The following is a 20,839-nucleotide window of genomic DNA, read 5'->3' as shown; positions in this document are numbered from 1 at the left end:
GTCTTTCCTTGCTGTCACACAAAACATGAACCGCTCCAGCGTTCTTCCCACCTGCGCCGCCATATTGGCCGTTACCGCCGCCATGCTGGGCCTGCCGGCCCAGGCCCAGACGGATGGGCCGGCCGCTTTCACCGCCACGCTCGCCGGCCACGCCGTGCTGCCGGCGCAAAGCTTTATCCCCGCCCCCAAAGACGCCCCGGCCGATCTGCAGGCCAGCGGCAAGTTCACCACCGGCAAGCGGGTAGACAAAATCGGCAGCGTCGAAGGCCAGTCCTTTGGCCGCCCGACCGGCGTGTCGCTGCCCTTCAAGGGCCAGCCGCTGCAGGGCGACTCGGGCATCAAGCACATGGCCGATGGCAGCTTCTGGGTCATCACCGACAACGGTGCCGGCAGCAAGGCCAACTCGCCCGACTTCATGCTCTACCTGAACCACTACAAGCTGGACTTCAAGGGCGGCAAGTTCCAGCACCTGGGCACCATCTTTTTGCACGACCCGGACAAGAAGGTGCCGTTTCGCATCGTCCACGAAGGCAGCCAGCAGCGCTACCTGACGGGTTCTGACTTTGACACCGAGAGCTTCCAGTTCGCCAACGGCGCGCTGTGGATCGGCGACGAGTTCGGCCCCTTCCTGATCAAGGCCGACCTGAAGGGCAAGGTGCTGGCGGTGTACGACACGCTGGTGGACGGCAAGGTGGTGCGCTCGCCCGATCACCCGGCCATCACCACGCCCGGCCTGCCCGGTGGCACGGTGGATTTCCAGATCAAACGCTCCAAGGGCTTCGAGGGCATGGCCTCGTCGCCCGACGGCAGCAAGCTCTACGCGCTGCTGGAAGGCCCGGTGTGGAACGCCGAGGCCAAGGAGTTCGAGAAGGTGGAGGGCAAGGAAGTGCTGCGCGTGCTGGAATTTGACACCCACGCCGGCCAATGGACCGGCCGCTCGTGGAAGTACCCGCTGGAGGCCAGCGGCAACGCCATTGGCGACTTCAACCTGATCGACGCGACCACGGGTTTGATCATCGAGCGCGACGACGGCGAAGGCACGGCCGACAAGGCCTGCCCCGCCGGCCAGAAGGGCAGCGACTGCTTCCCCACCATCGCCAAGTTCAAGCGCGTCTACAAGATCGAGCTGAGCGAAGCCAACGTCGGCAGCCTGGTGCGCAAGATCGGCTACATCGACCTGCTCAACATTCAAGACCCGCAAAAGCTCGCGCGCAAGCCGCTGAATGACGGCGTGCTCAAGTTCCCCTTCTTCACCATCGAGAACGTCGACGTGGTGGACGCCACCCACATCGTCGTCGGCAACGACAACAACCTGCCCTTCTCCAGCAGTCGTGAGCCCAACCAGGCGGATGACAACGAGATGGTGTTGCTGGAGGTGGGAGAGTTTCTGAAGGCGCGGTGAGCATGCTGCTGCGCAGCTTCACGATTCCAGGAAGAGATCCGAGATAACCGATCGCAACCATCGGTTGGCCGGGTCTTGCTGGTAGCGGTCATGCCAATGCTGCTTGATGGGGAAGCCGGGCAGATCGAACGGTGGCGGCAGCACCTTTACTGCGGCAATGCGCCGCAGTGTTTCAGCGACCCTGTGCGGCACCGTCACTATCAGGTCGGTGTTGGAAACCAGGGCGCCTATGCCAAGAAAATTCGGCAGCCGCAGCGTGACATTGCGGCGCACGCCTATGCGCTCCAGCTCCTCCTCCACCAGGTTGTGGCCCGTACCCACGGCGGTCACGATGACGTGGCTCTCCCGCTTGAACATGTTCTGCGTGAGCCGCGCGCGCACACGCGGATGGTCTTGCCGCACCACGCAGGAGAAGTGCTGCTCGAATAGCTTCTGCTGATAGAAGCCGGCCTCCAGCTGCGGCATGAACCCCACGGCCAGGTCCGCTTCGCCGGACTCGAGCATCTTCGGCGTCTGGGCGGAGATGTGCGTTATCTCGACATTGATCGCCGGGGCGATCTCGCCCAGCCGGTTGATGAGTGAGGGCAGCAGGGCGAGATGGGTGATGTCGGTCATGCAGATGCGAAAGCAGCGCTGCGCGCTCGCAGGATCGAACAGCGCCTGCTGCCGGGTGATGCCGCGCAACAGTTCCAGGGCCTGCCGGATCGGCGCGACCAGTGCAATGGCGTGCGGTGTCGGCTGCATGCCGTCTGACGTGCGCACAAAGAGCGGGTCGCCAAAGTGCCGCCGCAGCCTGGCCAGCGCAATGCTGATGGACGACTGCGGCATGCCCAGGTTCTCGCCCGCGCGCGACACGCTGCGTGTCTTGTAAACCTCATCAAAGATGGTGAGCAGCTTCAGGTCCATTATTTAATTTTCCGTTTTTGCCTATATGCGCCATGCCATTGGCGGAATAGTGGGGCGAATCTAGCATTCGTGCCCTTGCAGGCATCCAACGGAGCACACGAATGAAATCGACCCTTGTCCACGAGGTCGCACGCGACACGGAAGTGTTTGGAGAGTTCGACGTCGTAGTCCTTGGCGGCGGCCCCGCCGGCATAGCGGCTGCCGCCGCTGCGGCCCAGGCTGGGCGCCGCACTCTGCTGGTCGAGCACTACGGCTTTCTTGGCGGCATGGGGACTGCGGCGGGCGTGACCAACTTCTGTGGCTTGCATGCCAACGTGCAGGGCAAGATCCAGCAGGTCGTGCATGGTGTGGCCGATCAGTTGCTGGAGCGCATGCGCGCGCTTGGCGGCCTGAACGAGCCGCACGTGATATTTGGCGGCAAGATCGCGGCGCAGGCGTATGACAACACGGCACTGAAAGTGGCTGCCGACGGCCTGGTGATAGACAGCGGTGCGCAGTTGCTGTTCCATGCGTCGGCGGTGGGCGTGCTGATGCGCAGCCCCCACGAGATCGAGGCGCTGCTGATCGAGACAAAGTCCGGCCGGCGGGCCGTGATGGGCAAGGTCTACATCGACTGCTCGGGCGACGGTGACCTGGCCGCACACGCCGGGGCGCCATTCGAGAAGGGCACCGACAGCGAAGGCATGCTCTATCCGTCGACCATGTTTCGCGTCAACGGCGTTGACCCCGAGCGCGCGGGCGACGCCTGGAACCATTTCGGGCGCTGGATGGAAGCCGCCGAGCGCGATGGGCGGCGGTTCCCGCGCAAGACACCCATCATCCGCCCGCAGAAGAACCCGATGGAATGGCGCGCCAATGTCACGCAGCTCGCCAACCCGGACGGCTCGCCCGTGGATGGCACCGATGCCCGGCAACTGAGCTGGGCCGAGGTCGAGGGCCGGCGCCAGATCGTGGATTTCTTCCAGTTCCTCCGCAGCTCGGCGCCGGGTTTTGAGAACGCCTACATCCTTGAGATCGCGCCCCAGGTCGGCGTGCGCGAGACGCGCCGCATCGTCGGCGAATACCAGTTGACCGAAGAAGACGTCCTGCAGTGCGTCGACTTCGACGACAGCATTGGCGTCAATGGCTGGCCCATCGAAGCGCATGTGGCGGGCGATGTCTTGTTCAAGTGGCAGGACATCCCCCGCGTTCGCGGCTTCAACCATCTGCCCTATCGCATGCTGCTGCCGCAGCGGATCGACAACCTACTCGTGGCCGGGCGCTGCGCGTCGATGACGCACATGGGGCAATCCGCAGCGCGCGTGTCTGGTGCCTGCTTCGTCATGGGGCAGGCGGCGGGCACTGCAGCCGCACTGTCGCTGGCGGCCGGATGCCGCCCGCGCGACCTGGGCACCCAGGCATTGCAGCAACGCCTGGCGCAAGACGGCGCCGAGCTGGGCCGCGGCGGCTGATCACGGCACGATCCATTCACAACACTACAAGGAGACATCCATGAAACGCAGCCTATTGGCGGGCCTGTGCCTGCTCGCTGCCCTGACCACCGCCACGGCGCAGGAGTGGCCCACCAAGCCGGTCCGGATCATTGCGCCGTTTGCGCCCGCATCGACACCCGACACCTTGGCCAGAGTGCTGGCGCAGAAGCTGCAGACGCGGCTGAAGCAGCCCTTCGTCGTCGACAACAAACCAGGCGCGGGCGGCATGCTGGGGACCGATGCCGTGGCCAAGGCGGCGCCAGACGGCTACACGCTCGGCCTCAGCGTAGTGGGGCCGCTGGTCAACAACACCCAGCTGTACAAGAAGATGCCCTATGCGCCAGAGCGGGACCTGGCGCCCATCACGGTGGCCGTGACCCAGCCAAGCCTGCTGGTGGTGCGCAGTGATTCGCCTGCGCACAACCTGGCGGAGTTGATGGCCGAGCTGAAGAAGAACCCTGGCAAGTTCAACTACTCCTCCATCGGCAATGGATCGCTGTCGCATCTGACGATGGCATTGATCGCGCTCAAGAGCGGCACCGACATCATCCACGTGCCCTACGCGGGCTCAAGCCAGGCCATGCTCGCCGTGATGTCTGGCGATGTCCAGATGGCCATCCTTCCCGCCCTGTCGGTGCTGCCCCAGGTAAACGCCGGCAAGCTGCGCGTCATTGCCGCCAGCACGGCGCGGCGCTCAAGCCTGTTGCCCGATGTGCCCACGCTCAAGGAGCAAGGCCTGGCCGACGTCGATGCCGGCGCCTGGATCGGTGTGGTGGCGCCAGCCGCCGTGCCCAAGCCGCTGCAGCAGCGCATCTACCAGGAAATCGCGGCGGTTCTCAAAGACCCGGAGGTGGTCCAGACCTTGCGCGGGCAGATGATGGAGGTAGTGGCGAGCCCGCCCGAAGACTTCGCCGCGTTCATGCAGGAAGAGCGCGAGCGCTGGACGCCGGTCATCGTCAAGAACAAGATCACGCTGGATTGACGCGCAAGGTTTGCGCGACCCCATAGAGATCGCCAACACGTTCCTAACCCAATATCCGCGCGATGGCGTCTTCGAACGAGGGGTTGTCCATCTCCACGTGGCCGAGCGGGAAGGTGGTCTCCACCAGGTTCATGCCGGAGTAGCGCCGGGCCGCGATCCGCTTGTACAACTCATCCACATACACCGCGTTTGTGGTGTTTCCCGCCGCGCCGCGGGCCAGGATCAGCGTAACGGGGAGGTCCTTGCCCGCTACCGCATCGAACATCTGCTGTTCCAGGGTCTGGATCACATCGGGTTGCTGCCAGAAGGCGCCTTCGGCGGAGAGGAAGTAGGTGAAGACCAGGTTCTGCGGCGCCTCGATGAACAGCGCGCTGGCGGCAAAGTTTCCTCCCGAGGACAGGCCGGACAGCATTCGCTTGCGGGTGTCGGCGCGGAACTGCGACTCCACGTAGGGGATCAGTTCCTGCGCGATGAACGCGTGGTATGCGTATGCGCCGGGAAAGTTGAAGTCCGTCTGCCGTCGCGCCGTCCCGCCAATGCCGACCAGAATCGCATTGGTTCCGCGCCGCTGCAGGATGTTCTTGAGGTTGCTGAACCGATTCAGCGTGCCGGAGAAGACGGCGTCGCCATCCAGCGCGTAGATCGTCGGATACGAGGCATTCCCTGTCTCGTAGGACGGCGGAATATAGATCTGGATGGGGTAGCTGTATCCGGTCTTGGCGGATTTGACGTCCGCCAACACGATGCGCCCGCCCGAAGAGTCTGGCGCCGCGCTGGAACTGCCACCGCCGCCCCCGCCGCAGCCGGTCAATGCGGCCAGCGCGGCACAGGCCAGCGCGGCCAGGAAGGCCCTGAGTGATGTGGTGAGCTGCATGCGAGCTTGTCCTTCATGGGATGCACGGCGTCGCCATGCGCCCGCGTAGCTTAAAGACCGTGGTGGGCCATGCACTGGGATCTACCCGGGGGGCTTGCAGAATGAGTGGAGCCGCGCTGCCAGGGTCTAAACCCTGTGCTTACGCCGCATCTACAGACCACCAGCGCGGTCGCGTCGACACATGGGAGTGCGCCAAAGGCGCCAGCTCCTTGCGATTCGGCGAATCAAAGCAGCCCAGGGCAATCGCCAGCGTGGGTGGCCAATGGTGCTGCCGGCTGAGAAGCGGATGCTGCCGCACAGGCAGCCGCCTGCGTAGGTTGTGGGTTGTGCCATGGGGTGCGGTGAGTGCTCAGGCTATTGGCACTGGCATACCTGCCGGTAGCCGCCCCTGGTCGACATCGGGTAGTTCTTGTCCGCGATCAGTTCGCCGTGTCTGGGCTTGCATTGCTTGAGACAGTCGGCGCGCTCGTCGCGGGCCGGAGGGCTGATGGCCGCGATGAGCAAGGTCCCCAGCATGACGGCAGCGAAAGCAGCGCCAGCGGCCCAGGCCGGTGAGATCCTCTTGAGGGCGCCATGCAGGCGATGCCGAAACTTCATGCGTGCAGGTTCAGCCCGGTACGGCCAAGCCTGGCAAGCCGTCCAACGGCCGGTCCCCATAGGTCTTGATCACCTCGGATATCACCACCCGGTAGCCATCCAAACCGCTTCTTGGCAAAGATGAAGGTGGAGGAGTACATGCGTACGCTGGCCTCAACTGCCCTTGGCCCACACCGGCGTCAGCGCCGTGACCTGCGGCGGCTCGAACAGCAGGGGCTCGACCTCCTTCAGGTAGGCCGTGTAGCTGGCGGTCTTTAAAAACTGCTCTGCCGCCTCGGCGCTGGCGTAGTGCTGGAAGGCGCAGATGCAGTCCGGGTCGGCGTTGTCGAAGCAATAAAGATAGGACAGATGCCCGGGGTTGGCCGAGACGGCGGGCGCCATGTGCTTCTCCCAGATCGCGCGAACCTCGGGCCGCATGCCGGCGCGGGTGCGGTGTTTGATGATGAGGGCGAAAGAGGTCATCGACGATCCTTGTCGCTAAGGTTGGCGCAGTGCCCGTCGCCGGGCTGCGAGGGAAAGATAGAAATAGAGCCACAACATTCCAGGGGCGGCATACCAATACTGCCCAAGGAATAGAGACAGAGCCGTCAGCGCGAACGTCAGTGTCGACACTACTAGCAGCCACGGGTTTGCACTGCGCGAAAACGCCAGCGCCAGCGGGATCGCAGTTGAGGGCTGAGACCGCAAGAACGCCAAGTGCGCGACGGCCCACAAAAGAGAGACGATCAGCAAGATCAGGGCGCCCGCAAGAGCAATGCCCATCGAATCAGCCCAGTGCGGATACTCGTACCTCGAATAGGCCTGCCGAAGATCGAAGACACCGGCGACCGTGGTCAGAAATGGCGCCAGGAGACTCAGCGCAACAAATGTGGAGCGAGTCCTTGGAGCGCACAGCCTCTTCAGGCTACGGCGTGCGCCTGCGAATGCGCCAACCGCCAGAGTGATGGCAGTGAGGCCATAGTCTTGCAGGGCGTACTTCGGCGTCAGCGCTTTCTCCCGGAGCCGCTGATATTCATCGCCTTGGCCTTCCTGCATGCTGATGGCACGCGCTTCAAACCCCTGCTGGTCTTCAAACGGCGGGAGCGCCAAGGACCAGGCAAGCAGCGCTGCTCCGACAACTAGAAGGGTTATGGCGAGTCGCATAAAGAAGTCTTGCTGGCTCCATGCCGCCTAATGCAGGTGGCTTGCTTCAAGCCCAGGCGGCTCCTGGGCTGAACGGCATGGCCACCATTTAGGCAAACATAAACCTAACCCGCCATCAGCGAGCAGAAGCGCTCCATATCCACATTGCCGCCGCTCACCAGGACGCCCACGCGCTGGCCCTTCAACTGCTCCTTGCGGGCGAGCGCGGCCGCAAAGCCCAGGCAGCCGGTGGGCTCGACCACCAGCTTCATGCGGGTGAAGACGAAGCGCATGGCGGCCACCAGCTCGGCGTCGGTGGCGGTCAGGATGTCGTCCACGTTCTGCTGGATCAGCGGGAAGGTGATGTGGCCCAGGTGCTGGGTTTGCGCGCCGTCGGCGATGGTCTTGGGCGTGGCGATGTGGACGATGCTGCCGCTGCGAAAGGACTGCTGGCCGTCGTTGCCGGCTTCGGGCTCTACGCCGTAGACCTTGCATTGCGGCGCCAGCGCGCGCGCCGACAGCGCCGAGCCCGACAGCAGGCCGCCGCCGCCCAGGGGGACGAACAGGGCGTCGAGCGGGCCGGTTTCTTCGAGCAGTTCCTTGACGGCGGTGCCCTGGCCGGCGAGCACGTCGGGGTGGTCATAGGGCGGGATCAGGGCCAGGCCGCGCTCTTCGGCCAGGCGGCGGCTCAGGGCCTCGCGGTCTTCGGTGTAGCGGTTGAAGGTGATGACTTCGCCGCCATAGCCGCGCGTGGCGGCCAGCTTGGCGGCGGGGGCGTCCTCAGGCATCAGGATGGTGGCGGGAATGCCCAGCTCGCGCGCCGACAGGGCGATGGCCTGCGCATGGTTGCCCGAGGAAAACGCCAGCACGCCCGCACGGCGCTGGGCCGCGTCCAGCCTGGACAGCGCATTGAACGCGCCACGGAACTTGAACGCGCCCATGCGCTGTAGGTTCTCGCACTTGAAGAACACCTGGGCGCCCAGCGCGGCGTCTGCGGTGCGCGAGCGCAGCACAGGCGTGCGATGGGCATGGCCGGCAATGCGCGTGGCAGCGGCAGCAACGTCGTCGTAGGTAGGCAGGGTCGTCGTCATGGCAGGTAGAAGGTCGATGGCAAGGGAATCGTGAAATCGAGCGGCGTGGTGGCACCAAAGGCCGCGGAGCAGGCCATGCCCAAACATCCGCGGAACTGGCTTTGCCAGGCCGCAGGATGTGCCCCCTGCAAGGGGGAAGGCGAAGACGCGAAGCGCGTAGCCTGGGGGTGTTCCAAGCTAGCCCCACATGCGGCGCAACACCGCCTCCTTGTCGAAGAACTGGTGCTTGAGCGCGCCGGCCACGTGCAGCGCGAACACCGCATACAGCACATAGGCGCCGCCGCTGTGCAATTGGCCAAGCAGGGTGTGCAGCATTTCCTTGGTGTCGGCCGGCACGCTGGCGATGAAGCCCACGCGCGGCCACTCGAAGGTGCCGAACCAGTACATGGGATGGGTGGCGGCGTCCTTCCAGGCCGAGTCATGGAACCAGCCCGACAGCGGCATCCACAGCATCAGCCCGTACAGCAGGATGTGCACGGCGTGGGCCGAGGCGCGCTCCCAGCGCGGGTAGTCGGCCGGCAGCGGCGGCGCCGGATGGGTCAGGCGCCACAGCAGGCGCAGCAGCACCAGGCCCAGCACCGTGACGCCTATGGATTTGTGGCCGTCGATCACCGGGCGCACCAGCGCGTCGGGGAAGAAATCGACCGTCAGGATCAGGCCAACGTTGAGGGCGATCAGCAGCGCGATCAGCCAGTGCAGCACGATGGCGGTGCGGGTGTAGCGCGGGGAGAGCGTCATGCGGGGCGTCGGGGAATGGAAACCGATGGGCCCTCCATTAAAACCCGCAATCCAAACCCGTATCCGGGGCGGCATCCGGATGGCCCCGCGGCGCGTACCCTCTCTGCTGGCGGCAAGGGAACGTTCGCGCTCCGCCGCGCTCCATCCACCGGTCTGCCCGCCCATTCCTGCCTCCTGCCCCCCGCTCTGCATGTCCACCGATCCCCTCCGCCAGGCGCTGGCGCTTGCGTCCCCGCAACTCAGGCCGGGGCAGACGCCCTGGCGCAGCCTGCTTATCCACGCGGCGGTGCTGGGCGTATGGGCGCTGCTGTTCGCCATGGCCTTTGCCCGTGGCGGCGTGCTGGCCTGGTCGGTCGGCGTGGCCTATGTGACGTATGACACGCTGCTGCTGGTCTTTGTGGGCTGGCAGACCTGGGCGCTGCACCGCGCCGCGGCGGCCACGCCGGTCGCGCCGCAAGCGGCACTGCCGCGCCTGAGCTTGGGCGTGCTGGTGGCCGCGCACAACGAGGCAGCCGTGCTGCCCGTGACCCTGGCCGCGCTGCTGGCGCAGACCGACCCGCCCGAGCAGATCGTGGTGGTGGACGACGGCTCCAGCGACACCACCGGCGCCCTGCTGACGCAGCGCTACGGCGTGCCCGAGCCGGCACTGGGCCAGTGCAGCGCCGCCGGCAGCGCCTACCCCACGCTGCGCTGGCTGCGCCTGCCGCACGGCGGCAAGGCGGTGGCGCTGAACGCCGCGCTGCCGCTGGTGGGCACCGACACCGTGCTGACCGTGGATGGCGACACCCTGCTCGACCCCGGCGCCATTGCCGCCGTGCGGCGCGCCTTCTCGGCCGAGCCCGCGCTGGTGGTGGCCACGGGCGTCGTCACGCCGGTGTGCGGGCCTTCGCTGTCGGGGCGCATCTTCCAGTGGTTCCAGACCTACGAGTACATCCGCAACTTCCTCTCGCGCTATGCCTGGATGCAGGTCGACAGCCTGCTGCTGGTGTCCGGCGCCTTTGCCGCCTACCGGCGCGACGCCCTGCTGGCCGTGGGCGGCTTCGACCCGGCCAGCCTGGTAGAGGACTACGAGCTGACCCACCGCCTGCGCCGCCACGCCGTGCGCCACGGGCTGGACTGGCGCGTGCGCGTGCTGGGCGACGCCCGCGCCCGCACCGAGGCGCCCGGCACCCTGGGCGCCTTCCTGCGCCAGCGCCGGCGCTGGTTCGGCGGTTTCCTGCAGACGCAGTACCGCTACCGCGAGATGGTGGGCGACCGGCGCTACGGCTGGCTTGGCCTGCTGATGCTGCCGGTCAAGGCGGTGGACACGCTGCAGCCGCTGTACGGGCTCACCGCCTTTCTGCTGCTGGCCTACTACCTGGCCTCTGGCCGCCTGGGCGTGCTGGGGGCGGCGGCCAGCGTCATCGGCATCAAGCTGGCGATCGACTTGGCGTTTCACCTCTGGTCCATCCACCTGTACCGGCGCTGGGCCGGTGGCAACGCCCGCATTCGCATCGGCCAGGGCCTGCTGGCCGCGCTAGCCGAGCCCTTTACCTTTCAGTTGCTGCGCCACACCGGCGCCGCGCTGGGCTGGGTGGTGTTCCTGACCGGGCGCGGCCATTGGGGCCGGCAGCAGCGCAGCGGGCTGGTGGACGAGGGCGAAACCAAGCTGCCTTGAAGTTGCCACCCGATTGGCGCAAAATGCGCCAATCAGGAGATCACCATGGCATCCACCGCTTTTGCTTCCGTCAAACTCCCCGGCGCCTTGGTCGACAAGGCGCGCGAGGCCGCCCAGCCCATGCGCCGCTCGGTCGCCAGCCAGATCGAGTATTGGGCCACGCTGGGGCAGGTGGTCGAGCACACCGGCCTGAGCGTGCAAGAGGCCCGCACCGCCATCGAGCAGTACGAGCGCGCCGCGTCTGCCCAGGCCCAGGCACCGCAATCGGTGGACGAACTCACCGCGCGCCTGGTGGCGGCGCAGTCGCGCGGCACGCTGGCCCAGCGCGTGCGCGAGGTGGTGCAAGAGAACCTGGCACGCGCAGTCTGACCGACGCATGCCGACGCCCGCACCCGTCTGGTTCCACCTGCTGGCCGGCCCCAACGGCGCCGGCAAATCCACGCTCTATCGTGCGCTGGTGCGTGACGGCATCGTGGGCAAGGCACTGGAATTTGTGAATGCCGACCTGCACGAGCGTGACCAGCTGCAGCACATGGCCGACCCGCAGCAGCGCTCTGAAGCGGCCCGTGCCTGGGCCGACGCGCGTCGTGCGCAACTGTTGGCCGCGGGTACCGCGTTCGTCAGCGAGACGGTGTTTTCGCACCCATCCAAGCTGCAGCTGCTGCGCGAGGCGCGGGCCCACGGCTTCACGGTGGCGCTGCATGTGGTGGCACTGGACGATCCGCAGCGCCTGCTGACCCGCGTGGCCCAGCGCGTGCGCGAAGGCGGCCATGGTGTGCCGGCCGAGCGCATCCTGGCGCGCTATGCCCGCACCATGGCCCATCTGGCGCAGGCCGTGCTGCTGGCCGATGCCGCCTATCTCTACGATGCGCGCGACGTGGCTGACGGCGGTCCGCGCCTGGTGGCGGTACGTACCGCTGGCGGGGTCACGGTGATCGACGCGCCGCTGCCGCCTTGGGCCATGGCCATGTTGGGCGTCTAGCCCTCGGCCCACCCCCGCAACACCGCAGCCGTCTGCGCATCCGACGGAAAAAACGACTCCACCGCCAGCTCCTGCAGCGTCACATCCACCGGCGAGCCAAACACCGTGGTGGTGCTGATGAAGGCCAGCGGCCCCGCCGCGCTGCGCAGGATCAGCGGCACCACCACGCCCGGGTGCTCGCCTGCGGCGTGGGCGGCGCTGGGGTCGTCACAAGGATAGGCGCGCAACTCATCCAACAAGGCGGCCAGCACCGGGTCGCCGGTGGCGGCGATCTGCTGGCGCAGGCGCTCGAACAAATGCCCGCGCCACTGCGCCAGGTTGACGATGCGCGGCGCCAGGCCCTGCGGGTGCAGCGACAGGCGCAGCACGTTGATGGGCGCTTGCAGCAGCGCGGCATCCGCACCCTCCAGCAGCCGTGGCAGTACGCGGTTGGCGGCCAGCATCTGCCAGTGCCGGTCTACCGCCAGCGCGGGATAGGGCTCGTGGCCGCGCAGCACCAGCTCTACCGCCTCGCGCGCGGCGGCCAGGGCCGGGTCGTCCAGCGGGCGCTCGCGGTAGAGCGGGGCAAAGCCGGCGGCCATCAGCAGCACGTTGCGTTCACGCAGGGGAATGTCCAGCCGCTCGGCCAGGCGCAGCACCATCTCGCGGCTGGGCTCGGCGCGGCCGGTTTCCACATAGCTCAGGTGCCGGGTGGACACGGCCGCCTCCTGCGCCAGCGCGAGCTGGCTCAGCCGCCGGTGCTCGCGCCAGTGGCGCAGGTGTTCGCCTATGCCCAGGCGGCGGGCGGGAGCGTGTGCGGTGGGGGCGTGCATGGCCGCATGATGCGCGATTAGGCGCCCGCGATGTAGTCGAGGAAACCAGTGACGCGGCGCAGCCGGCCATCGCTGTCGAGCTCGGCCACGTCGGTGCCGCGTGCCACCGGCGCTGCGCCATCGGCCGCCAGCGACCACGAGAAGCGCACCACGTCGTGGTGGCCTTCGGGCGTGCCCTCCAGCGTGAAGCGGTGGCCGGCAAAACGCTGCTGCACGGCGGCGATCAGGCCGGCCACACCGTCGTGGCCGTGGCCGTCCATCATCGGGTCGAGGTAGTAGGTGTCGGGCGCGAAGCTGTCGGCCACCAGGCGGCTGCGGCGGGCGGCATCGGGCTCGTTCCAGGCGGCCAGGTAGCGCGCGGCAACGTCGGCGGGGGCCGTGGTGATGAGGGTGTCGGCAACGGTGTTCATGGCAATCTCCAAGGGGTGGATCGAAGGCGTCGATGGGTTCGACGGAATCGATTCTGGAGGTCGCCCCGCCGCGGGTCGATGACCTCGGAGGTCATGGCCTACCAGCTCAGCGGGTTCACCCGGTAGAACAGGCCCAGCTCGCGGAACAGGGCCGGGTGCCAGCGCGCCAGCTCGGCCGGGCGCTCGAAGAAGGTCTCCGAGGCCACGGCAAAGAACTCGGCCGGGTCGGTGGCGCCATAGGCGTCGAGCAGGGTCGGCTCCGCGCGCGCCACGGCCGCCTGCAGCCGCGCGAAGTCGGCCGACAGCACCTGCGCCCAGCGTGCGCGCCGCGCCCGTCCGGCCACCGGCGGCGCACCATTGGCCACGCCCTTTTCCTGGTCGAGCTGGTGGGCAAACTCATGCAGCACCACGTTGTGGCCGTCGTGCGCATCGGCCGCGCCCCGCAGCACATCGTCCCAGGACAGGATCACCTGGCCCTGTACCCAGGATTCACCCGACAGCGCCCGGCGCTGCTCCTGCTGCAGGCCGTTGCCATCGGCCTGCACGCGCTCCACCACGAAGGCGCCGGGGTACAGCAGGATCTGCCGCAGCGAGGGAAAGTAGTGGTTGCGCCGGTTCAGGATCAGCAGGCAGGCCTGCGCGGCGATGGTCACGCGCATCTCGTCGGTCACCACCAGCCCGCCGCAGCCGATGAAGGGCTTCTCGGCCAGGAACACCAGGATGTGGCGCTTCAGCTGCAGTTGCAGGTCCGCCGGCAATTGCTGGAAGTAAGGCACGCGCCGCCGCAGGATCTGCCGCCACTCCGCCGGGAACGGCCGCCGGCGCAGGCGGCCACGGCGCAGCGCGGTGGCGATCGGCTGGCGCAGCAGGGCCGCCAGTGCCAGCACGGCCAGACAGATAAGAAGCACAGGGGCCATGGCCAGCGTTGCGGGTAGTGGGGTACCCGGAAGCTGGGTGGGCAGCCGTGCTTTTTCAAGCGCTGCTGCTGTGATTAAGGCGCGGCGTGTTTGCCAACACTGGCCTCGCAAGAAGACCCGCCTGGAAGCCCAAGGGACACTAGTGTCGCGTCAAGCATGATCTGCCGGTGTGCGCTTGCCCTCGCCGCGCATCGCTGCGTTGCAGCCCTTGCCCAGGCGTAAAGCCTGGGCGGCGGCCTACGCCTTGCGCTGCACGCCGATGCCTTCGCACCCATCCGTCACCTCACGCTTGACGCGACACTAGAGATCCGTACCGCGCTGCTGCACCAGCCCCATGGCGAACAGGCCATGGCCGACCGACCAGTCGGAGTAGTCGTTCTCGTGGGTGAAGATAAAAACATCGGCCGGCCTGAGCTGGGCCTGTTCCTCCAGGTTGCGCGCGATCTGGGCATAGAGCGCCTTCTTCATGGCGTCGCTGCGGCCGCGACGCATGGTGATTTCCACCACCACCAGGCGCTCCGAGCGGGCTACGCCGTTGAAGCTGCGGTTGTAGAAGAACTGCTCTGGCGCATAAGGCGTGACCAGGTTGAACAGCTCGTCCTGCGGCATGCCGATGCTGTCCACCAGCGCCTGGTGGATGCCATCGACGATGGCCTGCCGCTGCTCGGCGGAGGTGTCTTGGGGGAGGGCGGTCTTGATGAAGGGCATGGCAATTTTCTCAATAAACAAGGCGGTCGCAGCTGTTGCTGCAGCCTTTGTTTATAAGTAGCCAGTGCCTGTCCAGCAAACGATGTATCGGCCGCCGCTATGTGCCATAAACTCACTTCATGAAGCAGCATCTTCGCCACATGAATGCCTTGCGCGCCTTTGAGGCGGCGGGCCGCCTCGGGCGCATGACGGCCGCCGCGCAAGAGCTGCATGTCACGCCCGGCGCCGTCAGCCGGCAGGTGCGGCAGCTGGAAGAGGCGCTGGGCGTCACGCTGTTCGACGGGCCCAAGCAGCGACCGCAGCTCACGCCTGCGGGGCGGCTGCTGCAGCCCGCGCTATCGGCGGCGTTTGGCCAGATCGAACGGGCGGTGGATGCCGTGCTGCGGCAGCAGGGCGCCACGCTGGATGTGTCTTGCCTCAGCACCTTCACCATGCGCTGGCTGATCCCGCGCCTCTATGCCTTCCATGCCCGCCACCCGCAGATCAACGTGCGCCTGCAGTCCACCGACCAGGGAGCGGAAGCGCCCGCGTCGCGCTGTGATGTGGCGATCACGGTGGAAACGGCCGCGCCGTCGAGTGGCGATGGTCTGCCGCTGTTTGCGGAAATGCTGGGGCCGGTGCTGGCGCCCGGCCTGGCGGCCCAACTGGCGTTGGGCTCACCTGACGACCTGGATGGCCTGGCGCTGCTGCGCACCCGTACGCGCAGCAATGCCTGGGCGATGTGGAGCGCGGCCTCTGGCCACACGCCGCGCGTGCTGCCGGGGCCTGAATTTGCGCACTACTACTTCACGCTGGAGGCTGCGGTGGGCGGCCTGGGCATCTGCATCGCGCCCTGGCATCTGGTGATGGACGACCTGCGCTCAGGCCGGCTGGTCGCACCCTTCGGGTTTTGCGCCAGCGGCTACCACTATGTGGCCAAGCTGCAGGCTCCGGGGGATGAGGCGGTGCGGCATTTTTGCGCCTGGCTGCAGGAAGAGGCTGCGGCCATGCCGCTGGCTTAGCGACAGCGACGCTAAGCGCGCATCAGCGCCTCGATCTCATTCCCCTCCACCGGCACGCCGCGCGTCACCAGCTCGCAGCCGCTTTCGGTGACGATGGCGTCGTCCTCGATGCGGATGCCGATGTTCCAGAACTGTTCGGGCACGCCCTCGGCCGGGCGCACGTACAGGCCGGGCTCGATGGTGGTGACCATGCCCGGGCGCAGGATGCGGCTGGGGCGGTCCTTGACGATCTCGCCCGACAGCGCGTCGCGGCGCTCGCTGATCTGGCCGGCCTCTGTCGGCTCCACGTAGCTGCCGCAATCGTGCACGTCCATGCCCAGCCAGTGGCCGGTGCGGTGCATGTAGAAGGGGAAGTAGGCGCGTTGCTCGATCACGTCCTGCACGTTGCCGACCTTGGTCGCATCCAGCAGGCCCAGGTCCAGCAGGCCCTGCGCCAGCACGCGCACCGTGGCCTCGTGCGGGTCGTTGAAGCGGCTGCCGGCCTTGGTCACCGCCACGGCGGCGGTCTGGCTGGCCAGCACCAGGTCGTAGAGCGCGCGCTGCGGGCCGGTGAACTTGCCATCGGCCGGGAAGGTGCGGGTGATGTCGCCGGCGTAGCTGTCGTATTCGCAGCCGGCGTCGATCAGCACCAGCTCGCCAGCGCGCACCGGCGTCACGTCGGCACGGTAGTGCAGCACGCAGGCATTGGCGCCCGCAGCGACGATGGAGGTGTAGGCCGGGAACTGCGCGCCGTGGCGGCGGAACTCGTGCAGCAGCTCGGCCTCCAGGTGGTACTCGCGCACGTCTTCGCCGGCGCGCAGCATGCGTGCGCTGGTCTGCATGGCGCGCACATGGGCCTGGGCGCTGATCTGGCCGGCGCGGCGCAGCAGGGCCAGTTCGTGCGCGTCTTTCACCAGCCGCATTTCGTCCAGCGGGCCGCACAGGTCACGCTGCTGCTCGGGGCACAGCGCGCCAAAGCGCACGCGCGCGCGCACCTTGGCCAGCCAGCCGTCGACACGCGTCTCCAGCCCGGTGTGGGTGGCAAACGGGTACCAGACCGCACTGCGGTTTTCCAGCAGGCGCGGCAGGCGGTTGTCCAGCTCGGCCACCGACACGGCCTCGTCCACGCCCAGCGCCTCAGGGGCAGCGTCGGGGCCCAGGCGGTAGCCGTCCCAGATCTCGCGCTCCAGGTCCTTGGGCGCGCAGAACAGCGTGCTGCGGCCGTCGCCGGTCAGCACCAGCCAGGCATTGGGCTCGGTGAAACCGGTGAGGTAGTAGAAGTAGCTGTCGTGCCGGTAGGGAAAGTCGCTGTCGCGGTTGCGGGCGCGCTCGGGGGCGGTGGGGATGAGGGCGATGCCGTCGGTGCCCAGCGCGGCGGCCAGGCGCGCGCGGCGCGCGGCGTAGAGGGAGGTGTCGGTCATGGCGTGTGGTTGAGCGAGGCGAGCCGTTCGGGTGTGCCCACATCGGTCCAGCGACCGGTGTAGAGCGCAGCACTGACCTGGCCATTGTCCATGGCTGCGCGCAGCAGCGGCGCCAGCGGCTGGGCAATGCCCTGCGGGTTGCCGGACGGGATGTCGCACCAGGGCGGCTCGAACAGCGCGCGCCGGTACAGCGCGATGGTCGAGAAGGTGTAGCGCGGCGCGGCCGGGTCGGCGGTCTGGTTCAGCGCCAGGCCGCCATCGCCCAGGCCGAAGTCGCCGCGCGGGTGGTGCGCCGGGTTGGGCACCAGCCACAGGTGGGCCAGCTTGCCGCTGGCGGCAAAGCGCTCGCGCTCGGCCGGCGCAAAGGCGAAGTCGGGCGCATACACATCGCCCGCAGCCACCCAGAACACGTCGCCCAGCAGCGGCAGCGCGCGCACGATGCCGCCCAGGGTCTCCAGCGCGTAGCCAAAGTCCTGCTGCTCGCGCGAATATGAAATTGATAGCGGCAAGCCCTCGTCCAGCTTGGGTTGAGGGCCAAAATGGCCCTCAATCTGCTCGCCCAACCAGCCGGTGTTGACCGCGATGTGCCGGGTGCCGCTAGCGGCCAGCGCCTCCATCGGCCACTGCATCAGCGGCTTGCCGCGCACCTGCAGCAAGGGTTTGGGAGTGCTGTCGGTCAGCGGCCGCATGCGTTCGCCGCGGCCGGCAGCCAGGACCAGCGCGCCAGCCGGCGCAGCGTCGGGGATGGGGGAAGCCATGCGCCGGATTATCCGGATGCCCGCCGCTTCGCGCATGGCGCGCCCATAATGCCGGCGGCCCCACAGGAGCACTTGCCGTGTTGAACCCCGATCTCTACCTTCGCCAGCTTTCCTGGAGCGACGCGCAGCGCTTCGCGCAGTCGCGCGTGACTTTTTTCGTGGGCGACACGGAGGCCGCGGCCATGCCGCTGGATGTCATCGCGGTGGCTGAGCGGCCGCCCATGGCTGGCGGGCACCAGTTCACCATCACCTTCCAGGGTGCGCGGTCGCCGGTGCTGCCGCAGCAGACCTACCAGGTGCGCCATCCCGAGCTGGGCGACTTCGCCATCTTCGTCACGGCCATCGGCCAGAGCGCCGAGGCGACCCAGTACGAAGCCTGCTTCTCCCATGTGGCCTGAAGCCCCGGCGTGGCCCGTGCCGGGCATGGGGCTGCGCCTGGCCGAGGCGCGCGACGAAGCCTTTCTGCGTGCGCTCTACCGCAGCGTGCGCGACCCCGAACTGGAGTTGACCGGCTGGCCCGAGCCGCAGCGGCAGGCGTTCGCCGACTCCCAGTTCGGCCTGCAGGACCGCTTCTACCGCGAGCACTATCCCGAGGCCGTCTTCCTGGTGGTGGAGCGCGACGCGGCGCCGCTCGGCCGCATCTACGTGGACCCGGCCCCGGGGCCGCTGCGGCTCATGGATATTGCCCTGCTGCCGGCCGTGCGCGGCCAGGGGCTGGGCACGGCGCTGCTGCAATGGGTGCTGGCGCGGGCCGAGCATGAGGGGCGTGACGTGCTGCTGTACGTGGAGTCCCACAATCCGGCCCGCCGGCTCTATGGCCGCCATGGCTTTCTTGACGACGGCGTAGAGGGGCCCTACATCCGCATGCGCCGGGCGCCGTCTACAGGCGGTTGAACACGGCCTCCACGCTGCGGCCCTCGGCATCGTTGGGGCTCACGAACACCGTGTGGCTGCCCAGGCGGGGGTGGCTGAGCAGCCAGGAGTCCTGCACCACCTGCTGGCCTGCGCCCACGGCAAACAGCAGTTGAAAGCAGCGGTCCGTGTCCGCCGCGCCCGGCAGCGGGGTGGCTGAGACCAGGGTTGCGCCTGCCGCCGGCAGGCCGTCGCGCGCAAAGCCAAAGTGCTCACCGACCAGGGGCATGAAGTGGCTTCTGCGCATCTCGGCGCCTGCGGCCAGCGCGGGCGTGGCCGCGAAGCCCGTGGCTGCGGCCACCGGCACGGCACCCGCGGATTGGAGAAAGCTGCGACGGCTACGGCTCATGGGGCGCTCCGGGAAGTGGGGCAAGGCTGCGAATCATAGAAGAGGCGCCGCATCCCATGCGGCTGGGCCGTTAGCCAGCTGGTTTGCGTTCTGGCCGGAGGGCGCTTCTAATACCTGCCACGCGTTGCATCTAGATGCTTTTATCGTTTTTGTTTACGGCAACTTTGCTGCTGGTACATCTCCATGTCGGACCCCTATGTTGGCGAGATTCGCATGTTTGCGGGCAACTTTGCGCCCGTGAACTGGGCGTTCTGCAACGGCCAGCTACTGTCGATCGCCGAGAACGACACGCTTTACACGCTGATCGGCACGACCTATGGGGGTGATGGGGTGGTCGCCTTCGCATTGCCTGACTTGCGCGGCCGCATCCCCTTGCATATGGGCAGGGGCAACACTGGCACGACCTATCTGCAGGGGCAGCGCGCCGGGGCTGAAACCGTCCAGCTCAGCACCCAGGAAATACCCGAGCACAACCATCAGCTCATGGCGGCCTCCAGCGCCGGCTACCTGGCCAGCCCGGAAAACGGCCTGCCCGCGCGGCACCGCGATTACAAGGCCTTCGTGGCCACGGGCGCGGGTATGGGCGGCACGCCGCTGCATACCTCCAGCCTTTCGGCAACGGGCGGCAACCAGCCGCACGAGAACCTGCCGCCTTATATGTGTGTGTCCTTCATCATTTCTCTGTTCGGCATTTTTCCGTCGCAGAACTGAGCAGCCATGTCGCAACCCTATCTCGGTGAGATCCGGATCGTTTCATTCGATTTCGCCCCACGAGGCTGGGCGCTCTGCAATGGGCAACTGATGCCTATCAACCAGAACCAGGCGCTTTTTTCGCTGATGAGCACTCGGTACGGCGGCGATGGCACCACGAACTTCCAATTGCCGGATCTGCGAGGCCGCATGCCCATGCATCAGGGATCAGGCTTCGTGCAAGGGAAAAGCGGCGGCGAAGAGCGCCACACGCTTACTGTCGGCGAGATGCCCGGCCACAATCATCTGCTGATGGGCACCTCCGCCACCGGCCGCGCCACGGCCCCGGCGGGCAATGTGCTGGCGGCGGCCCGCGGCCACTATGCAGAGGGCGCAGGCGTGGCACTGGATGCGCAGTCCGTCTCAAGCACTGGCGGCAACCAGTCGCACGACAACATGCCGCCCTACCTGGCGCTGAATTTCGTCGTTGCATTGGCGGGCATCTTCCCGTCGCGGAACTAGGCCCACGCCATGTCCAACCCATTCGTTGCCGAGATCCGTATCGTCACCTTCAATTTCGCCCCAACGGGCTGGGCGCAATGCAACGGCCAACTGATGCCGATATCGCAGAACACCGCGCTGTTCTCGCTGCTGGGCACGAACTATGGCGGCGATGGGAACACCACTTTTGCGCTGCCCAATTTCCAGGGAAGTTTCCCCCTGCACCAGGGGCAGGGGCCCAGTCTGTCCTCATACGACATCGGACAGATCGGTGGGGCTTCGAGCGTGACCTTGCTGTCGTCAGAGTTGCCATCGCATAGCCACAACATCGTGCCGGGCGCTCCGGCCAATGCCGCGGTGGCCGACCCGCAGGGGGCAGCGCTGGGGGCTTCGCCTTCCCGGCCCTACAGCAGCACGGCCGCGCCGAGCGTGGCGATGTCCCCAGCCGCCGTGGGCGTTGCCGGCGCGGGGCAGCCGCACAACAACCTGCCGCCTTATCTGGTGCTGAACTTCATCATCGCCATGCAGGGCATTTTTCCTTCGCGGCCATAGGCTCCG

Annotated in this window: 25 protein-coding genes; 12 read left to right on the top strand and 13 right to left on the bottom strand. The window is 67.2% G+C overall.

The annotated features are described in order from the left end of the window. Positions 1–25 precede the first annotated feature (25 nt). Positions 26–1,402 (top strand): esterase-like activity of phytase family protein, encoded by a 1,377-nt coding sequence (locus AAFF27_26835; protein ID XAH23545.1) that lies wholly within the window; start codon positions 26–28, stop codon positions 1,400–1,402. An 18-nt stretch (positions 1,403–1,420) separates the two neighbouring features. Here the strand turns inward: AAFF27_26835 and AAFF27_26830 are convergent, their stop codons facing one another. Beyond that, a complete protein-coding gene (locus tag AAFF27_26830) occupies positions 1,421–2,308 on the bottom strand; it encodes a LysR family transcriptional regulator (protein ID XAH23544.1) in 888 nt (295 codons plus the stop codon). A gap of 101 nt (positions 2,309–2,409) precedes the next feature. Between AAFF27_26830 and AAFF27_26825 the strand changes: the two genes are divergently transcribed. Both AAFF27_26825 and AAFF27_26820 read left to right on the top strand, forming a co-directional pair. Beyond that, entirely contained in the window at positions 2,410–3,759 is a 1,350-nt protein-coding gene (locus AAFF27_26825) for an FAD-dependent oxidoreductase (protein ID XAH23543.1), read from the top strand. Between the two features lie 40 nt (positions 3,760–3,799). Further along, a complete protein-coding gene (locus AAFF27_26820; GenBank protein ID XAH23542.1) occupies positions 3,800–4,762 on the top strand; it encodes a tripartite tricarboxylate transporter substrate binding protein in 963 nt (320 codons plus the stop codon). Positions 4,763–4,805: 43 nt separating this feature from the next. Here AAFF27_26820 and AAFF27_26815 read toward each other — a convergent pair whose 3' ends face one another. The 5 genes from AAFF27_26815 to AAFF27_26795 form a co-directional block, all read right to left on the bottom strand. Next, positions 4,806–5,636 (bottom strand): alpha/beta hydrolase-fold protein, encoded by an 831-nt coding sequence (locus tag AAFF27_26815; protein ID XAH23541.1) that lies wholly within the window; start codon positions 5,634–5,636, stop codon positions 4,806–4,808. Positions 5,637–6,386: 750 nt separating this feature from the next. After that, complete coding sequence (locus AAFF27_26810; GenBank protein XAH23540.1) at positions 6,387–6,695, bottom strand: antibiotic biosynthesis monooxygenase; 309 nt, start codon at positions 6,693–6,695, stop codon at positions 6,387–6,389. Between the two features lie 15 nt (positions 6,696–6,710). Next, positions 6,711–7,376 carry a hypothetical protein gene (locus AAFF27_26805; GenBank protein ID XAH23539.1) on the bottom strand — a complete coding sequence of 222 codons (666 nt, stop codon included), beginning with the start codon at positions 7,374–7,376 and terminating at the stop codon, positions 6,711–6,713. Positions 7,377–7,480: 104 nt separating this feature from the next. After that, complete coding sequence (locus AAFF27_26800) at positions 7,481–8,446, bottom strand: threo-3-hydroxy-L-aspartate ammonia-lyase (GenBank protein ID XAH23538.1); 966 nt, start codon at positions 8,444–8,446, stop codon at positions 7,481–7,483. A 177-nt stretch (positions 8,447–8,623) separates the two neighbouring features. After that, the gene (locus tag AAFF27_26795; protein XAH23537.1) at positions 8,624–9,184 is read right to left on the bottom strand and encodes a cytochrome b/b6 domain-containing protein; all 561 of its coding nucleotides are present in this window, start codon (positions 9,182–9,184) and stop codon (positions 8,624–8,626) included. Between the two features lie 190 nt (positions 9,185–9,374). Between AAFF27_26795 and AAFF27_26790 the strand changes: the two genes are divergently transcribed. Genes AAFF27_26790 through AAFF27_26780 form a run of 3 tightly spaced genes read left to right on the top strand, consistent with a single transcriptional unit; the run spans position 9,375 to position 11,823 of the window. Further along, complete coding sequence (locus AAFF27_26790) at positions 9,375–10,841, top strand: glycosyltransferase (protein XAH23536.1); 1,467 nt, start codon at positions 9,375–9,377, stop codon at positions 10,839–10,841. 45 nt (positions 10,842–10,886) lie between these two features. Beyond that, positions 10,887–11,210 (top strand): hypothetical protein, encoded by a 324-nt coding sequence (locus AAFF27_26785; GenBank protein ID XAH23535.1) that lies wholly within the window; start codon positions 10,887–10,889, stop codon positions 11,208–11,210. Between the two features lie 7 nt (positions 11,211–11,217). Continuing rightward, complete coding sequence (locus tag AAFF27_26780) at positions 11,218–11,823, top strand: AAA family ATPase (protein XAH23534.1); 606 nt, start codon at positions 11,218–11,220, stop codon at positions 11,821–11,823. Here AAFF27_26780 and AAFF27_26775 read toward each other — a convergent pair. From AAFF27_26775 to AAFF27_26760, 4 genes are all read right to left on the bottom strand, one after another. After that, positions 11,820–12,635 carry a helix-turn-helix transcriptional regulator gene (locus tag AAFF27_26775; GenBank protein XAH23533.1) on the bottom strand — a complete coding sequence of 272 codons (816 nt, stop codon included), beginning with the start codon at positions 12,633–12,635 and terminating at the stop codon, positions 11,820–11,822. The two genes, AAFF27_26780 and AAFF27_26775, sit on opposite strands and share 4 nt — an antisense overlap. Positions 12,636–12,652: 17 nt before the next feature. Next, on the bottom strand, positions 12,653–13,045 hold the full coding sequence (locus tag AAFF27_26770) for a nuclear transport factor 2 family protein (protein ID XAH23532.1): 393 nt from the start codon (positions 13,043–13,045) through the stop codon (positions 12,653–12,655). Positions 13,046–13,143: 98 nt separating this feature from the next. Further along, a complete protein-coding gene (locus AAFF27_26765; GenBank protein ID XAH23531.1) occupies positions 13,144–13,962 on the bottom strand; it encodes a M90 family metallopeptidase in 819 nt (272 codons plus the stop codon). Between the two features lie 300 nt (positions 13,963–14,262). Next, positions 14,263–14,670, bottom strand: a complete 408-nt coding sequence (locus AAFF27_26760; protein ID XAH23530.1) for a tautomerase family protein — start codon at positions 14,668–14,670, stop codon at positions 14,263–14,265. Positions 14,671–14,789: 119 nt separating this feature from the next. Between AAFF27_26760 and AAFF27_26755 the strand changes: the two genes are divergently transcribed. Then, a complete protein-coding gene (locus AAFF27_26755) occupies positions 14,790–15,671 on the top strand; it encodes a LysR substrate-binding domain-containing protein (GenBank protein ID XAH23529.1) in 882 nt (293 codons plus the stop codon). An 11-nt stretch (positions 15,672–15,682) separates the two neighbouring features. On the opposite strand, the gene AAFF27_26750 is transcribed toward AAFF27_26755, so the two are convergent. Further along, positions 15,683–17,071 carry an aminopeptidase P N-terminal domain-containing protein gene (locus tag AAFF27_26750; GenBank protein ID XAH23528.1) on the bottom strand — a complete coding sequence of 463 codons (1,389 nt, stop codon included), beginning with the start codon at positions 17,069–17,071 and terminating at the stop codon, positions 15,683–15,685. Beyond that, on the bottom strand, positions 17,068–17,829 hold the full coding sequence (locus AAFF27_26745; protein XAH23527.1) for a nucleotidyltransferase family protein: 762 nt from the start codon (positions 17,827–17,829) through the stop codon (positions 17,068–17,070). The genes AAFF27_26750 and AAFF27_26745 overlap by 4 nt, the downstream gene beginning before the upstream one ends. A gap of 77 nt (positions 17,830–17,906) precedes the next feature. Between AAFF27_26745 and AAFF27_26740 the strand changes: the two genes are divergently transcribed. Both AAFF27_26740 and AAFF27_26735 read left to right on the top strand, forming a co-directional pair. Beyond that, a complete protein-coding gene (locus tag AAFF27_26740; GenBank protein XAH23526.1) occupies positions 17,907–18,227 on the top strand; it encodes a hypothetical protein in 321 nt (106 codons plus the stop codon). After that, positions 18,217–18,723, top strand: coding sequence for a GNAT family N-acetyltransferase (locus AAFF27_26735; GenBank protein XAH23525.1), 507 nt, complete (start codon positions 18,217–18,219; stop codon positions 18,721–18,723). Before AAFF27_26740 ends, AAFF27_26735 begins: the two co-directional genes overlap by 11 nt. Here the strand turns inward: AAFF27_26735 and AAFF27_26730 are convergent. Then, positions 18,710–19,090, bottom strand: coding sequence for a hypothetical protein (locus AAFF27_26730; protein XAH23524.1), 381 nt, complete (start codon positions 19,088–19,090; stop codon positions 18,710–18,712). The genes AAFF27_26735 and AAFF27_26730 overlap by 14 nt on opposite strands. A gap of 183 nt (positions 19,091–19,273) precedes the next feature. Here AAFF27_26730 and AAFF27_26725 point away from each other — a divergent pair, with 183 nt between their 5' ends. From AAFF27_26725 to AAFF27_26715, 3 genes are read left to right on the top strand one after another with little or no spacing between them, the layout of a single operon-like run. Continuing rightward, positions 19,274–19,801, top strand: a complete 528-nt coding sequence (locus AAFF27_26725) for a tail fiber protein (GenBank protein ID XAH23523.1) — start codon at positions 19,274–19,276, stop codon at positions 19,799–19,801. A gap of 6 nt (positions 19,802–19,807) precedes the next feature. After that, positions 19,808–20,302 (top strand): tail fiber protein, encoded by a 495-nt coding sequence (locus AAFF27_26720; protein XAH23522.1) that lies wholly within the window; start codon positions 19,808–19,810, stop codon positions 20,300–20,302. Between the two features lie 9 nt (positions 20,303–20,311). Further along, on the top strand, positions 20,312–20,833 hold the full coding sequence (locus tag AAFF27_26715) for a tail fiber protein (protein ID XAH23521.1): 522 nt from the start codon (positions 20,312–20,314) through the stop codon (positions 20,831–20,833). The last annotated feature ends 6 nt before the right edge of the window (positions 20,834–20,839 follow it).

This window comes from Xylophilus sp. GW821-FHT01B05 (assembly GCA_038961845.1).
Lineage (GTDB): Bacteria > Pseudomonadota > Gammaproteobacteria > Burkholderiales > Burkholderiaceae_C > Xylophilus.
Note: the sequence above shows the minus strand (reverse complement) of the source record. Positions and strands in the feature narration are given on the sequence as shown.

Excerpts from the sequence above, each read along its gene's own strand:
- AAFF27_26715 (XAH23521.1), top strand. The coding sequence starts at position 20,312 with ATGTCCAACCCATTCGTTGCCGAGATCCGTATCGTCACCTTCAATTTC.
- AAFF27_26735 (XAH23525.1), top strand. The coding sequence starts at position 18,217 with ATGTGGCCTGAAGCCCCGGCGTGGCCCGTGCCGGGCATGGGGCTGCGC.
- AAFF27_26795 (XAH23537.1), bottom strand. The coding sequence starts at position 9,184 with ATGACGCTCTCCCCGCGCTACACCCGCACCGCCATCGTGCTGCACTGG.
- AAFF27_26770 (XAH23532.1), bottom strand. The coding sequence starts at position 13,045 with ATGAACACCGTTGCCGACACCCTCATCACCACGGCCCCCGCCGACGTT.
- AAFF27_26725 (XAH23523.1), top strand. The coding sequence starts at position 19,274 with ATGTCGGACCCCTATGTTGGCGAGATTCGCATGTTTGCGGGCAACTTT.
- AAFF27_26755 (XAH23529.1), top strand. The coding sequence starts at position 14,790 with ATGAAGCAGCATCTTCGCCACATGAATGCCTTGCGCGCCTTTGAGGCG.
- AAFF27_26750 (XAH23528.1), bottom strand. The coding sequence starts at position 17,071 with ATGACCGACACCTCCCTCTACGCCGCGCGCCGCGCGCGCCTGGCCGCC.
- AAFF27_26825 (XAH23543.1), top strand. The coding sequence starts at position 2,410 with ATGAAATCGACCCTTGTCCACGAGGTCGCACGCGACACGGAAGTGTTT.
- AAFF27_26830 (XAH23544.1), bottom strand. The coding sequence starts at position 2,308 with ATGGACCTGAAGCTGCTCACCATCTTTGATGAGGTTTACAAGACACGC.
- AAFF27_26720 (XAH23522.1), top strand. The coding sequence starts at position 19,808 with ATGTCGCAACCCTATCTCGGTGAGATCCGGATCGTTTCATTCGATTTC.
- AAFF27_26730 (XAH23524.1), bottom strand. The coding sequence starts at position 19,090 with ATGAGCCGTAGCCGTCGCAGCTTTCTCCAATCCGCGGGTGCCGTGCCG.
- AAFF27_26790 (XAH23536.1), top strand. The coding sequence starts at position 9,375 with ATGTCCACCGATCCCCTCCGCCAGGCGCTGGCGCTTGCGTCCCCGCAA.
- AAFF27_26785 (XAH23535.1), top strand. The coding sequence starts at position 10,887 with ATGGCATCCACCGCTTTTGCTTCCGTCAAACTCCCCGGCGCCTTGGTC.
- AAFF27_26800 (XAH23538.1), bottom strand. The coding sequence starts at position 8,446 with ATGACGACGACCCTGCCTACCTACGACGACGTTGCTGCCGCTGCCACG.
- AAFF27_26760 (XAH23530.1), bottom strand. The coding sequence starts at position 14,670 with ATGCCCTTCATCAAGACCGCCCTCCCCCAAGACACCTCCGCCGAGCAG.
- AAFF27_26805 (XAH23539.1), bottom strand. The coding sequence starts at position 7,376 with ATGCGACTCGCCATAACCCTTCTAGTTGTCGGAGCAGCGCTGCTTGCC.
- AAFF27_26815 (XAH23541.1), bottom strand. The coding sequence starts at position 5,636 with ATGCAGCTCACCACATCACTCAGGGCCTTCCTGGCCGCGCTGGCCTGT.
- AAFF27_26820 (XAH23542.1), top strand. The coding sequence starts at position 3,800 with ATGAAACGCAGCCTATTGGCGGGCCTGTGCCTGCTCGCTGCCCTGACC.
- AAFF27_26835 (XAH23545.1), top strand. The coding sequence starts at position 26 with ATGAACCGCTCCAGCGTTCTTCCCACCTGCGCCGCCATATTGGCCGTT.
- AAFF27_26810 (XAH23540.1), bottom strand. The coding sequence starts at position 6,695 with ATGACCTCTTTCGCCCTCATCATCAAACACCGCACCCGCGCCGGCATG.
- AAFF27_26780 (XAH23534.1), top strand. The coding sequence starts at position 11,218 with ATGCCGACGCCCGCACCCGTCTGGTTCCACCTGCTGGCCGGCCCCAAC.
- AAFF27_26765 (XAH23531.1), bottom strand. The coding sequence starts at position 13,962 with ATGGCCCCTGTGCTTCTTATCTGTCTGGCCGTGCTGGCACTGGCGGCC.
- AAFF27_26775 (XAH23533.1), bottom strand. The coding sequence starts at position 12,635 with ATGCACGCCCCCACCGCACACGCTCCCGCCCGCCGCCTGGGCATAGGC.
- AAFF27_26745 (XAH23527.1), bottom strand. The coding sequence starts at position 17,829 with ATGGCTTCCCCCATCCCCGACGCTGCGCCGGCTGGCGCGCTGGTCCTG.